This is a genomic window from Streptomyces sp. NPDC015139 (assembly GCF_043079785.1).
GTDB lineage: Bacteria > Actinomycetota > Actinomycetes > Streptomycetales > Streptomycetaceae > Streptomyces > Streptomyces albidocamelliae.
This window is the reverse complement of record NZ_JBIBUW010000018.1, coordinates 91,229-103,511: the sequence shown is the minus strand read 5'-3', so window position 1 is coordinate 103,511 and position 12,283 is coordinate 91,229. Positions and strand designations below refer to the sequence as shown.

Below are 12,283 nucleotides of genomic sequence, written 5' to 3'. Positions count from 1 at the left end.
CGGTGAGCGACGAGCACTGGTACGAGGACGAGACCGGGTCGATGGTGCGCCCCTACACGGTGACCCGGGGCCGTACCCGGCCCGACGGCCGGCACACCGTCGATCTGATGTCCCGGGTCACCGCGCTGGACACCGAGGGGCCGGAGCCCGCCGTGGACCACGCCGGTGCGACCCTGCTCGAACTGGTCCGGCGCGGCCCTCGCCCCGTGGTGGAGCTCGCGGCGGACGCCGATCTCCCCCTCACGGTCGTCCGGGTCCTCCTCGGCGACCTGGCCGCGGCGGACCTGATCCGCATCGACGAGCCCCGGCGCGCGGGACCCGACGGCACCGCCACCGACCCGGTCCTGCTCCGCGAGATCGTCCAACGGCTCCGGCAGATCTAGCACGGGCGCCGGGGGACCGCCGTACCCGCGCTGAGCAGCGGGGACGCGGCCGGTGAACCGACGGTGATCTTCCTCCCGAGGGCAGGGCGGTGCCGCCGTGAGCTCCTGTCCGCGCCCGAGCCCCCCGAGGGACGGGCACCGCTCCGACGGCCGCGCAACGAATCGCCGCCGAACCCATGGTGCGCGCAACAAACCGTGCACCGGCGCGCAACGGCTCCTTCTTGTCCGGCCGAGCGTGCCGAACGTACCTTTCTTCTGGCCCCCAAAACCCCTTTTTCCGGTGAGGACCCCGCATGCGCACCGCCCTGCTCCAGAGCTCCGGCCGCCCCGGCTCCGTCGCCGAGAACCTCAAGGTCCTCGACGCGGCCGCGGGCCGGGCCGCCGCCGCGGGCGCCGCGCTGCTCGCCGCGCCGGAGATGTTCCTGACCGGGTACGCGATCGGCGACGACATCGCCCGCCTCGCCGAGCGCGCCGACGGTGACTCCGCCGACGCGATCGCCGAGATCGCCGGCCGGCACGGCATCGCGATCACCTACGGCTACCCGGAGCGCGACGGCGAGACCGTCTACAACTCCGCCCAGCTGATCTCCGCCGACGGCACCCGGCTCGCGAACTACCGCAAGACCCACCTCTTCGGCTGCGCCGAGCGCGAGCACTTCACGCCCGGCGAGCAGTCGCTCGTCCAGGCCCGGCTGGGCGGCCTGACCGTCGGCATCATGATCTGCTACGACGTCGAGTTCCCGGAGAACGCCCGCGCCCACGCCCTGGCCGGCACCGACCTGCTCGTCGTGCCGACGGCGAACATGCACCCCTTCCAGTTCGTCGCCGAGTCCATGGTGCCGGTGCGTGCCTGGGAGAACCAGATGTACGTCGCGTACGTCAACCGGGTCGGCGCCGAGGGCGAGTTCGAGTTCTTCGGGCTCTCCGCGCTCGCCGGGCCCGACGGGATCGCCCGCACCCGCGCCGGCCGCGGTGAGGAGCTGGTCGTCGCCGACGTCGACCCGGCCTTCCTCGCCGCCTCCCGCGAGGCCAACCCGTACCTGAAGGACCGCCGCCCCGGCCTGTACGGGTCCCTGGTCTGATCCCCCCGAGCCCTCCCCGATCCACCCCCGCGCAAGGAGTCCGTACCCCATGACGTCCACGGTGCCCAACGCCGTCGAGCACACCGACGAGCAGCAGCCGCCGATCACCATGTTCGGCCCGGACTTCCCCTACGCCTACGACGACTTCCTCGCCCACCCGGCGGGCCTCGGCCAGATACCGGCAACCGAGCACGGCGCCGAGGTCGCGGTCATCGGCGGCGGTCTGTCCGGCATCGTGGCCGCGTACGAGCTGATGAAGATGGGCCTCAAGCCCGTCGTCTACGAGGCCGACCAGCTCGGCGGCCGGCTGCGCACCGTCGGCTTCGAGGGCTGCGACGAGGAGCTCAACTGCGAGCTGGGCGCCATGCGGTTCCCGCCGTCCTCCACCGCCCTGCAGCACTACATCGACCTGGTCGGCCTGGAGACCACGCCGTTCCCGAACCCGCTGGCCGAGACCACCCCGTCGACCGTGGTCGACCTCAAGGGCGAGTCGCACTACGCCGAGACGGTCGAGGACCTGCCCCAGGTCTACCGGGACGTCGCCGCCGCCTGGAACAAGTGCCTCGAGGACGGCGCCGACTTCTCCGACATGAACCGCGCGATGCGCGAGCGGGACGTCCCGCGCATCCGCGAGATCTGGGCGCAGCTCGTCGAGAAGCTCGACAACCAGACCTTCTACGGCTTCCTCTGCGACTCCGAGGCCTTCAAGTCCTTCCGGCACCGCGAGATCTTCGGCCAGGTCGGCTTCGGCACCGGCGGCTGGGACACCGACTTCCCGAACTCCATCCTGGAGATCCTGCGCGTCGTCTACACCGAGGCCGACGACCACCACCGCGGCATCGTCGGCGGCTCGCAGCAGCTGCCGCTGCGCCTCTGGGAGCGCGAGCCGGAGAAGATCGTCCACTGGCCGTACGGCACCTCGCTGAAGTCCCTGCACGTGGACGGCGAGCCGAAGCCGGCCGTGACCCGGCTGCACCGCACCGCGGGCAACCAGATCACCGTCACCGACGCCAACGGCGACATCCGCACCTACAAGGCGGCCATCTTCACCGCCCAGTCCTGGATGCTGCTGTCCAAGATCGCCTGCGACGACTCGCTCTTCCCGATCGACCACTGGACCGCGATCGAGCGCACCCACTACATGGAGTCCAGCAAGCTCTTCGTGCCCGTGGACCGGCCGTTCTGGCTGGACAAGGACGAGGAGACCGGCCGGGACGTCATGTCGATGACGCTCACCGACCGCATGACCCGCGGCACCTACCTGCTGGACGACGGCCCGGACAAGCCGGCCGTGATCTGCCTGTCGTACACCTGGTGCGACGACAGCCTGAAGTGGCTGCCGCTGTCCGCGAACGAGCGGATGGAGGTCATGCTGAAGTCGCTCGGCGAGATCTACCCGAAGGTCGACATCCGGAAGCACATCATCGGCAACCCGGTGACCGTCTCCTGGGAGAACGAGCCCTACTTCATGGGCGCGTTCAAGGCCAACCTGCCGGGCCACTACCGCTACCAGCGGCGCCTGTTCACGCACTTCATGCAGGACCGGCTGCCCGAGGACAAGCGCGGCATCTTCCTCGCCGGCGACGACATCTCCTGGACGGCCGGCTGGGCCGAGGGCGCGATCCAGACCGCGCTGAACGCGGTCTGGGGCGTCATGCACCACTTCGGCGGCGAGACCGACGCGGTCAACCCGGGCCCGGGCGACGTCTACGACGAGATCGCCCCGGTGGAGCTTCCCGAGGACTGACCGGGACCAAGGACAAAGGCGCGGCCGGCCGGCCTCAGACTCCGGCCGCCCGCGCCTTTTCGAACACCTCGGCGGCGACGTCCGTCAGCTCCTGCGCGTCCCGCGCCTCGCCCTGGAGGTCGACGAGGATCTCGTCCAGTCCGATCCCGGCGTGCTCCACGAGATCGGCCACGATCTGGTCGACGCTGCCCTGGAAGGGCCTGCGGTCGGCGCCCTCGCACGGCTTCGCGCGCACGCTCGTGTTCGCCCGCAGCACCGTCCGGATCGGCTCGGTGCGCCCGCGCTCCTCGGCCATGTCCCGCAACCGCCGCCGCTGGGCGGCGATCTGCTCCGCGCCGGCGCCCGTGGGCAGCCAGCCGTCGGCGTGGTCGACCAGCCGGCGCAGGGCCCTGCCGTTGCTCGCGGCGAGCAGGATCGGGATCGGCCGGGCGGGCTTGGGCCCGACCACCGCCGAGGCGATCCGGGCGACCGTGCCCTCGTGCACCACCGGGTCCGGGCCCCACACCGCGCGGCACACCTCGATGGTCTCGTCCAGCACCCTGCCGCGTTCCTCGAAGGGCCGGACGCCCGAGGCCGCGTACTCGTCCAGGGACCAGCCCGTGCCGAGGCCGGCCACCACCCGGCCGCCGCTGGCCGCGTCCAGCGTGGCCAGGGCCTTGGCGAGCTGGAACGGCAGGTGCAGCGGTGCCACCAGCACGCTGGTGCCCAGCTCCGCCCGCCGGGTGGCCGCCGCGGCCAGCGTGAGGGTGACCAGCGGATCCGCCACCGCCCGGTAGCGGTCGGGCCAGGGCAGGCCCTCGATGCCGTACAGGCCCTGGGTGGCGGGCTCCGGGAACAGGGCCCGCTCGAAGACCCACAGGCTGTCGTAGCCGATCTCCTCGGCCGCGCGCGCCACCCTCGGGACGTCGTCGCCGATCGAGTACTGCCGCATCTGGGGAAGTCCGAGTCCGAGCCGGGTCGCCATGCGGTCGCTCCTCTGCAGTCGGGTACCGGCAATGCAACTCCCGTCGGGCGCGGGAGAGTTCCGGATATCGGGTCCGGATCAGCCGGCGAGCGGGGTCAGCAGCATCCGCCCGGCGAACCCCACCGCCGCGTCCAGTCGTTCGGTGAACTCCTCGGCCAGCTCCCCGCAAGCCCGCAGTGCCCACAGCGCCCGCGCCGCCGCCCAGGTGGCGTCCCGGGCCCGCTCCAGACTCCAGGAGCCCAGCAGATGGGTGAGCGGATCGGCGATCTGGAGCAGATCGGGGCCCGGCATCAGATCCTCGCGGATGCGCTCCTCCAGCGAGACGAGGAGATCGCCCACGCGGTCGAACTCGTCCTCCAGCTCGGCCGGTTCGCAGCCGAGCGTACGGCAGGCGTCCACCACGGCGAGCGCGAGATCGTGCCCGATGTGCGCGTTGATGCCCGCCAGCGCGAACTGCAGGGGGCGTACCCCGGGGTGGTGGCGGAGCTGGAACAGCGGCCGCCAGCAGGCGGGTGGACGGCGGCCCGCGGATACCGCGTCGACCGCCGCGAGATACCGCTCGGCGAACCGCACGTCCAGGGCGATCGCCGCCCGCGGGTCCCCGAACCTCCCGCCGTGCAGGTGCCGTCCGACCTCCTCGGTGACGGCCAGGTAGACGCGGTTGAACACGGCGACCCCGTCCCGCTCGGGCAGGGCCGCGTCGAGCGCGCGCATCCGGCCGAGGACCGCGTCGACGGGAGTGGTGAGGTGTTCCAACTGCGCCATGGGGGAAGGGTCCCAGCCCCACGCCGACCGGCGTGCCGACCGGCCCGGTGCTTCGCCGGATCGGGGGAACGCGGGGCCGTACGGGGTGCGGCACCGCGCGCACTTCAGGGGGACCGGCGGTGGAGGGGGAACGGCAGCAACGTCTCCAACCTCCGGGGCACGGCCGACGAGATCGCCTACGACCGCTGGGTCCTCATGATCGGCCGGCCCCCGACGCCGACCACGGGCGGGGCGCGTGTCGACGCCTGCCTGTGGGTGAAGCTGCCGGGGGAGTCCGACGGCTGCCGGGGCCCGGCCGGGACGTTCACCCCGTCGTACGCCTACGACTTGGCGCGCGGGGTCCGGTCGTCGTAACTGGACGTGCCCTCGTCCAGCAGCGGCCCCTGCTTCTTCAGATGGGCCGGGGCGAAGGCGCGCAGCGTGTGATAGCCGGTGATGACGACGAGGGTGCCGAGCGCGATGCCGCTGAGCGAGAAGGTGTCGGAGAACTTCATGCTCACGTTGCCGACGCCGATGATGATGCCCGCGGCGGCCGGGACCAGGTTCAGCGGATTGCGCAGGTCGACCTTGGCGTTGATCCAGATCTGGGCGCCGAGCAGGCCGATCATGCCGTAGAGGATGACGGTGATGCCGCCGAGGACCCCGCCCGGGATCGCGGCCACGATCGCGCCGAACTTGGGGCAGATGCCGAAGAGCAGCGCGAAGCCGGCGGCGGCCCAGTAGGCGGCGGTCGAGTAGACGCGGGTCGCCGCCATCACGCCGATGTTCTCCGAGTAGGTGGTGTTCGGCGGGCCGCCCACCGCGGTCGACAGCATGGAGCCGACGCCGTCGGCCGAGATCGCCGTACCGAGCTTGTCGTCCAGGGGGTCGCCGGTCATCTCGCCGACGGCCTTCACGTGTCCCGCGTTCTCCGCGACCAGGGCGATGACGACCGGCAGCGCGACCAGGATCGCCGACCACTGGAACGTCGGCCCGTGGAAGGACGGCAGACCGATCCAGTCGGCCCGGGAGACGCCGGAGAGGTCCAGCCGCCAGTGGTCGGTGACCTTGCCGCTCGGGCTCATCGAGTGGATCTTCCCGAAGATCCGGTCGAACGCCCAGGAGATGAAGTACCCGAAGAGCAGCCCCAGGAAGATCGCGATGCGGGACCAGAAACCGCGCAGACAGACGACGGCCAGACCGGTGAACAGCATGACCAGCAGCGCCGTCCACTGGTCCTGCGGCCAGTAGGTGGAGGCGGTGACCGGGGCGAGGTTGAAGCCGATCAGCATGACCACCGCGCCGGTGACGATCGGCGGCATCGCCGCGTGGATGATCCGCGCCCCGAAGCGCTGCACCGCGAGCCCCACCAGGAACAGCGCGGCACCGACGACGAAGACCGCGCCGGTGACGGTCGCGCTCGTACCGCCCTGCGCGCGGATGACGGCGGCGACGCCGACGAACGACAGCGAGCAGCCGAGGTAGCTGGGCACCCGGCCGCGGGTGGCGAGCAGGAAGATCACGGTCGACACGCCCGACATCATGATCGCCAGGTTGGGGTCCAGGCCCATGAGCACCGGTGCCACGAAGGAGGCGCCGAACATCGCGACGACGTGCTGCGCGCCCAGTCCGACCGTGCGGGGCCAGGAGAGCCGTTCGTCGGGGCGTACCACCGCTCCGGGCGCGGGCGTGCGCCCGTCACCGTGCAGCTTCCAGCGCACGCCGAGATCCATGTGGGGTTTCGCTTTCTCTGTACGTGAAGACGGTCCGAACCATTGTCACGTGTACCTCGCGGCTCTACGCTCGCACGGTCCTATTCATGAACTATGTTCATGTATCTGACCACCTTGCTCCCGAGATCGGAGTGCCCGATGAGAGGAAGCCCCCGTGCGGCCGTGCTGATCGCCGCCGTGGTGACCTTCACGACAGCCCTGCTCGCCCCCTCCGCGCACGCCGCCCCGGCCGCCCCCGGGGCCCCGCGCACCGCCGTCCTCGACGGCGCCCGCCTCGAGCGGACCCGGGCCCGCCTCGACCACGACCCCCGGCTGCGGCGGACCCTGAAGGACCTCACGACCCGTGCCGACACCTGGCTGGACCAGGGCCCCTGGACGGTCGTCGACAAACCGAGGCCGGCGCCCGGGGGCGACGTCCACGACTACCTCAGCCAGGCCCCCTACTGGTGGCCCACGACCACCCCGACGGCCGGCAACCCCTGGGGCTGCCCGTACGTCCAGCGCGACGGGCAGCGCAATCCCGAGGTCGACACCGGCACGGACCGCCAGGACGCCGAGAAGGTCTTCGACGCCACCTACGACCTCTCGCTCGCCTGGTACTACACGGGCAGACGCGCCTACGCCGTGAAGGCGGGGGACATCCTGCGCACCTGGTTCCTGGACCCGGCCACCCGGATGAACCCGAACCTGGACCACGCCCAGTTCATCCCCTGCAAGTACGACGGCCGGGCCATCGGCGTCATCGACTTCTCGCAGTCGTACACCAGCGTGCTGGACGCCCAGGCGATCCTCGCCACGGGCGCACCCGGCTGGACCGCCGGGGACCGCGCCGCGATGGGCGAGTGGAACACCGACTTCCGTGACTGGCTGCGGAACAGCGACTTCGGCCGACAGGAGGGCGCGGCCGCCAACAACCACGGCACCTTCTACGACATGCAGCTCGCCGCCCTCGCCTACGCCACCGGGGACACCGCCCTGGCCCGGCGGACCGTGCTGGCCGCCCGCACGGCCCGGATCGACCCGCAGATCGCGGGCGACGGCAGCCAGCCCCAGGAACTCGCCCGCACCCGCAGCTGGCACTACTCGACCTTCGACCTCGTCGCGTACACCCGGCTCGCGGCCATCGGCCGGCATGTGGGCGTGGACCTCTGGCGCTACCGCGGACCCGACGGACAGAGCCTGGTCAAGGCCGTCGACTACCTGCTGCCGGCCGCGACCGGCGCCGCCGGCTGGCCGCACCCCGAGCTGGAGTTCCTCCGGTACGCGGCGGCCGATGTCGTCCACGCGGCGGCGGACGCCGGCGACCGGGCGGCGAGGGCGGCCGTGCCGCGCCTGGAGGCCCCGCCCGGGGGAGATCTGTGGGCCCTGCGGCCCGCCGCCGAGCAGTTGGACTCGATAGCGGGCTGACCAGGTACTTCCCGGAGTCCGGGGCTTCTGAGCGGTCGCTTAGTATGGAATGCGTTCGGGGGTGGGCGCGCCCCACCCCGCCAGCGATGCTCAGGAGCCCTCCCGTGACCGCCGAAGCCCCGACCGCCCCCGTGGTGTCCCACGGCCGGCTGATTCCCGTCACCGTCCACTTCGACGACCTCGACGCGCTCGGGCTCCTGCACAACGCCCGCTACCCGCTGATGGTCGAGCGGGCCTGGACCGAGCTCTGGAACGAGCACGGCGTCCGCTTCGACGGGGACTGGGCGGCCGCCGGCGACGCCTGCAACGCCGTCCGCGAACTCACCATCGGCTACGAGGCGCCGGTCACCCGCCCCGGCACGTACGCCGTGCACCTCTGGCTGGAGCGGCTCGGCACCACCGGTCTGACCTACGGCTTCCGCTTCTGCTCGGCCGACGGGAGCGAGACCTATGCGCGGGGCACCCGGGTACTCGTCCGGCTGGACTCGGCGACCCTGCGCCCCGCGCCGTGGAGCGACGCCTTCCGGGCCGTGGGCGCGGAACTGCTGCGGCCCGCGGACTGAACGGTGCCGGACACGGCCTAGTGCCAGCAGGTGGCCTCGCCCCCGCCGCTGCCGTCCGCCTTGCTGCCGACGGACACCTCGAAGGCGATACCCGAACCCGCCTCGGGTGCCGGGGAGATGGAGCCGGTGCGGAAGCCGACGGTCAGCAGCAGATGCCGGCCGTGTTCGGTCCTCGTCCAGCAGGCGCCCTCCACGGAGGCGGGCGCCGCCGTGCCGCTCGGGTCCCGTTCGGGACGCCAGCCGGCCGCGGCGGCCGCCCTCGTGTAGTGCGCGACGACGTCACCGGGCCCGCCCGGGAAGGCGTAGAGACGGTCGGCGTGCAGCCAGGGCGCACCGCTGCTGTCGTCGTCGCAGCCGGTGGTCACGCCCGTGTCGCGGTAGTTGGCGGGTGCCGCGGCGCGGGCGGGTGCCGTGCCGAGCACCGGCTCGGCGGCCAGCCGCCTCAGGTCGCCTCCGGTGCCGTGGCAGCCGTCGCCGCCGGTGAGCGCGCATCCGCCGAGGAAGGCGGCCGGCACGAGGAGGGCGGCCGCCAGCCCGGCACGGGCGGGGGCGGACGGCGAAGTGGGGGACAACGGGTCTCCTGTCCGGGAACGTCGGAACCCGACGTGCCGGGGAGCGGCGCCGTCAGGGGCGTGGGTCGGGAACCGCCGTGGCCTGCGGGCCGATCTCCCTGCGGCCGCCGCGTTCGGCGGTGCGCAGGACGCCCGCGAACACCGCGAGCCCGCACGCCAGGACCGTCACCACGCAGAACGACACCACCAGGCTGGTCGCCTGGGCAACCCCGCCGATCAGACTCGGTGCGATCAGCCCCGAGGTGTAGGTGATGGTCGCGACGCCCGCGATGGCCTGGCTCGGATTGGGTCCCGCGTGCCCGGCCGCCGCGAAGCACAGCGGTACGACCACGGCGATGCCGAGACCCATCAGCGCGAACCCGCCCATCGCCACGGCCGGATGGTCGGCGAGAACGATCAGCAGCCCGCCGAGGACGGCCAGCATCCCGCCCGCCCGGACCGTGCGGACCGCGCCGAAACGGTTCACCACAGCGTCCCCGGCGATCCGGGCCACGGCCATCGTCAGCATGAAACCGGTGGTCGAGGCCGCGGCCAGACCGGCCGAACCGTCCAGCCGGTCCCGCAGGAACACCGCCGACCAGTCCAGGCTCGCACCCTCCGCGAACACCGCGCAGAAGCCGACCGTGCCGATCAGCAGCGCGGAACGGGGCGGCAGGGCGAACCGAGGGGGCGGCTCCTCGTCCTCGGCCGGCTGGAGGTCGAGCACCCAGTTGCAGGCCAGCAGGCCCAGGAGGGTCAGGGCGGCCGCGGCGAGCGCGTGGTGCAGGCGGGCGTCGGAACCGAGGTGCGCGGCGAGTGTGCCCGCCGCCGAGCCGACCAGCGCGCCCGCGCTCCACATGCCGTGCAGGCCCGACATGATCGACTTCTCCAGCAGCCGTTCGATCTCGACGCCGAGCGCGTTCATCGCGACGTCGGCCATTCCGGCGGTGGCGCCGTAGGCGAACATGGCCAGGCACAGCGTGTACAGGTTCGGCGCCAGGGACGGCAGGATCAGCGACAGCGTCCACAGCGTGAGCAGCCCGCGCAGCGCCGTCCGACTCCCGAAGCGGTGGCTGATCCGGCCGGCCAGCGGCATCGCGCACGAGGCGCCGAACGCCGTGAAGGCCAGCGCGAACCCCAACTGGCCGGCCCCGAGCGAGGCGTGGTCCTGGATCCAGGGCACGCGGGTCGCGAAGGAGCCGGTCACGGCGCCGTGCACGGCGAACACGGCCGCCACGGCGTACCGGGCGCGCCTGACCTCGCCGCGTGCGTCACCCACGTCACCCATGTTCCAGCCCCTCCCCGGGAGTTCCCCACCCGCCGTGCGGCACGCGCCGTAAACTATCAGGGACCCTGCCTGATAGATAGGTCGTTTCACGTCCCGCGGGCCCGGGCGCGGCCCGTGGGACCGACGGGCGGCCCGGTCGCAGCGATCTGGGAGGATTCCCGTCATGCCCGCATCACCGAGCACCGCCCGGGCCATCAACGACCGGGTCGCCCTCCGGCTGCTGCAGCAGGAAGGCCCGCTGACCGCCGGGCAGTTGAAGCAGCTGACGGGGCTGTCCCGGCCGACGGTCGCGGACCTCGTCGAACGGCTCACGGCCTCGGGGCTGATCACGGTGGTCGGCGAGTCCGGCGAGCAGCGCCGGGGCCCGAACGCCCGCCTCTACGGCATCGTCGCCGGCCGGGCCCACCTCGCCGCCCTCGACGTCCGCACCGAGGGCGTCCTCGTGCTCGTCTCCGACCTGGTCGGGCGGGTCCTCGCCGAGGCGTCCGTGCCGATCGGCGGCGACGCGGGGACCGGTCCCGCCGTGGAGCAGGCGGTGGCCGCGGTGGAGCGGACGGCCAAGGAGGCCGGGGCCGACCGGCTGCACACCGTCGGCATCGGCGCGCCCGGCCTCATCGACCCGGCCACCGGCGACCTCCGCGACTCCGCCGGGCTGCCCGCCTGGCACCGGAACCTGGCCGCGGCCCTCCAGGAGCGGCTGCCCGGCGCCCGGGTCACCGTGGAGAACGAGACCAACCTGGCCGCCCTGGCCGAACAGCGTGAGGGCGCCGCCCGGGACCGGGACACGTTCGTCCTGCTCTGGCTGGGTCACGGTGTCGGCGCCGCGGTCGTCCTGGACGGCATCCTGCGCCGGGGCGCGTCGGGCGGCACGGGCGAGATCGGCTTCCTGCCGGTCCCGGGCACGACGTCCCTCCCGTCGGCGACCGACTGCGACGGCGGCTTCCACTCGCTGACGGGCGCGGCGGCGGTCGGCGCGCTGGCGGTCCGCCTGGGCCTGCCGGCCCCCGCCACACCGGACGGCCCGGGCGCGGCGGCGATCGTCCGCCGAGCGTCGGAGACGACCACCGAGCGGCCCGGCGGGGCCGGTACGGAGCCGGTGAATACAGGATCGCCGGACGCCGGGCGCGGGCGGCGCGCCCCGATCGGTCCCGCCCCCCTGGAGGCGGACCTCGCCGCCCGCTTTCTGGGCGTTCTCGCCGATCGGATCGCCGTGGGGGTCGCCTCCGTCGTGGCCGTCCTGGACCCCGGCTGCGTGGTGCTCGGCGGGGAGGTGGGGCAGGCCGGGGGAGCGGTGCTCGCGCGGCTCGTGCAGGAGCGGCTGCGGCGCATGTCCCCGCTGGCCACCGAGGTGCGGGCCAGCAGCCTCGGCGGCACCGCCGTACTGCGCGGGGCCCTGCTGACCGCCCGCGAGCGCGCCCAGGACGAGCTCTTCGCCCCGCCGGAGCGCCACTAGGGCCGCGTCCGGCAGACGCCGTACCCGGCCGGCCGGCGGTGTCTCCGGCTCGGGTCCGCACCTTTCCGAAGCGGTGCGCCAGGTAGTCCTCGACGCCGCGTCCCGGCCTGTCGCGGCGCACCGGGTTCAGGCTCGCCCGCTTCCGAAGGGGCGCGCCGACTCCTTCTCGACGTCGCGTCCCGGCCGAATCATGATGCATGCGGCTTCGGGCACCGCCCGCTTCCCGGGCGCTGCCCAAGCCCCTCTCCACGTCGCCGCCCGGCCGGATCGCGATGCGTGCGGCTCGGGCCCGCCCGCTTCCCAGGCGGTGCCCAAGCCCCTCGCACGTGGCCGCCCGGCCGGATCGCGATGCGTGCGGCTCTGGCCCG

11 protein-coding genes are annotated in these 12,283 nt (G+C 73.2%); 6 read left to right on the top strand and 5 right to left on the bottom strand.

What is annotated here, in order from left to right:
- The first annotated feature begins 2 nt into the window (after nt 1-2).
- The 3 genes from ACF08B_RS34365 (at nt 3) to ACF08B_RS34355 (ending at nt 3,212) form a co-directional block, all read left to right on the top strand.
- Nucleotides 3-383, top strand: a complete 381-nt coding sequence (locus ACF08B_RS34365) for a DUF742 domain-containing protein (RefSeq protein ID WP_256340071.1) — start codon at nt 3-5, stop codon at nt 381-383.
- Between the two features lie 293 nt (nt 384-676).
- Nucleotides 677-1,465, top strand: coding sequence for a carbon-nitrogen hydrolase family protein (locus ACF08B_RS34360; RefSeq protein WP_093479216.1), 789 nt, complete (start codon nt 677-679; stop codon nt 1,463-1,465).
- A 49-nt stretch (nt 1,466-1,514) separates the two neighbouring features.
- The gene (locus tag ACF08B_RS34355) at nt 1,515-3,212 is read left to right on the top strand and encodes a flavin monoamine oxidase family protein (RefSeq protein WP_392320968.1); all 1,698 of its coding nucleotides are present in this window, start codon (nt 1,515-1,517) and stop codon (nt 3,210-3,212) included.
- A gap of 34 nt (nt 3,213-3,246) precedes the next feature.
- Here ACF08B_RS34355 and ACF08B_RS34350 read toward each other — a convergent pair whose 3' ends face one another.
- The 3 genes from ACF08B_RS34350 to ACF08B_RS34340 form a co-directional block, all read right to left on the bottom strand.
- Complete coding sequence (locus ACF08B_RS34350) at nt 3,247-4,176, bottom strand: LLM class F420-dependent oxidoreductase (protein WP_392320967.1); 930 nt, start codon at nt 4,174-4,176, stop codon at nt 3,247-3,249.
- A 78-nt stretch (nt 4,177-4,254) separates the two neighbouring features.
- Nucleotides 4,255-4,941, bottom strand: coding sequence for a DUF5995 family protein (locus tag ACF08B_RS34345; RefSeq protein WP_392320966.1), 687 nt, complete (start codon nt 4,939-4,941; stop codon nt 4,255-4,257).
- Between the two features lie 320 nt (nt 4,942-5,261).
- Nucleotides 5,262-6,653 (bottom strand): uracil-xanthine permease family protein, encoded by a 1,392-nt coding sequence (locus ACF08B_RS34340; protein WP_392320965.1) that lies wholly within the window; start codon nt 6,651-6,653, stop codon nt 5,262-5,264.
- A gap of 138 nt (nt 6,654-6,791) precedes the next feature.
- On the opposite strand from ACF08B_RS34340, the gene ACF08B_RS34335 reads away from it, so the two are divergent.
- Nucleotides 6,792-8,060, top strand: coding sequence for an alginate lyase family protein (locus tag ACF08B_RS34335; RefSeq protein ID WP_392320964.1), 1,269 nt, complete (start codon nt 6,792-6,794; stop codon nt 8,058-8,060).
- A gap of 104 nt (nt 8,061-8,164) precedes the next feature.
- Nucleotides 8,165-8,623 carry an acyl-CoA thioesterase gene (locus ACF08B_RS34330; RefSeq protein ID WP_392320963.1) on the top strand — a complete coding sequence of 153 codons (459 nt, stop codon included), beginning with the start codon at nt 8,165-8,167 and terminating at the stop codon, nt 8,621-8,623.
- A 17-nt stretch (nt 8,624-8,640) separates the two neighbouring features.
- Here ACF08B_RS34330 and ACF08B_RS34325 read toward each other — a convergent pair whose 3' ends face one another.
- Both ACF08B_RS34325 and ACF08B_RS34320 read right to left on the bottom strand, forming a co-directional pair.
- Nucleotides 8,641-9,195 (bottom strand): hypothetical protein, encoded by a 555-nt coding sequence (locus tag ACF08B_RS34325; protein ID WP_392320962.1) that lies wholly within the window; start codon nt 9,193-9,195, stop codon nt 8,641-8,643.
- A gap of 52 nt (nt 9,196-9,247) precedes the next feature.
- The gene (locus ACF08B_RS34320) at nt 9,248-10,462 is read right to left on the bottom strand and encodes an MFS transporter (RefSeq protein WP_392320961.1); all 1,215 of its coding nucleotides are present in this window, start codon (nt 10,460-10,462) and stop codon (nt 9,248-9,250) included.
- Between the two features lie 163 nt (nt 10,463-10,625).
- Here ACF08B_RS34320 and ACF08B_RS34315 point away from each other — a divergent pair, with 163 nt between their 5' ends.
- Nucleotides 10,626-11,915 (top strand): ROK family transcriptional regulator, encoded by a 1,290-nt coding sequence (locus tag ACF08B_RS34315; RefSeq protein WP_392320960.1) that lies wholly within the window; start codon nt 10,626-10,628, stop codon nt 11,913-11,915.
- Nucleotides 11,916-12,283: the final 368 nt, after the last annotated feature.

Excerpts from the sequence above, each read along its gene's own strand:
- ACF08B_RS34360 (WP_093479216.1), top strand. The coding sequence starts at position 677 with ATGCGCACCGCCCTGCTCCAGAGCTCCGGCCGCCCCGGCTCCGTCGCC.
- ACF08B_RS34355 (WP_392320968.1), top strand. The coding sequence starts at position 1,515 with ATGACGTCCACGGTGCCCAACGCCGTCGAGCACACCGACGAGCAGCAG.
- ACF08B_RS34350 (WP_392320967.1), bottom strand. The coding sequence starts at position 4,176 with ATGGCGACCCGGCTCGGACTCGGACTTCCCCAGATGCGGCAGTACTCG.
- ACF08B_RS34345 (WP_392320966.1), bottom strand. The coding sequence starts at position 4,941 with ATGGCGCAGTTGGAACACCTCACCACTCCCGTCGACGCGGTCCTCGGC.
- ACF08B_RS34340 (WP_392320965.1), bottom strand. The coding sequence starts at position 6,653 with ATGGATCTCGGCGTGCGCTGGAAGCTGCACGGTGACGGGCGCACGCCC.
- ACF08B_RS34335 (WP_392320964.1), top strand. The coding sequence starts at position 6,792 with ATGAGAGGAAGCCCCCGTGCGGCCGTGCTGATCGCCGCCGTGGTGACC.
- ACF08B_RS34320 (WP_392320961.1), bottom strand. The coding sequence starts at position 10,462 with ATGGGTGACGTGGGTGACGCACGCGGCGAGGTCAGGCGCGCCCGGTAC.
- ACF08B_RS34315 (WP_392320960.1), top strand. The coding sequence starts at position 10,626 with ATGCCCGCATCACCGAGCACCGCCCGGGCCATCAACGACCGGGTCGCC.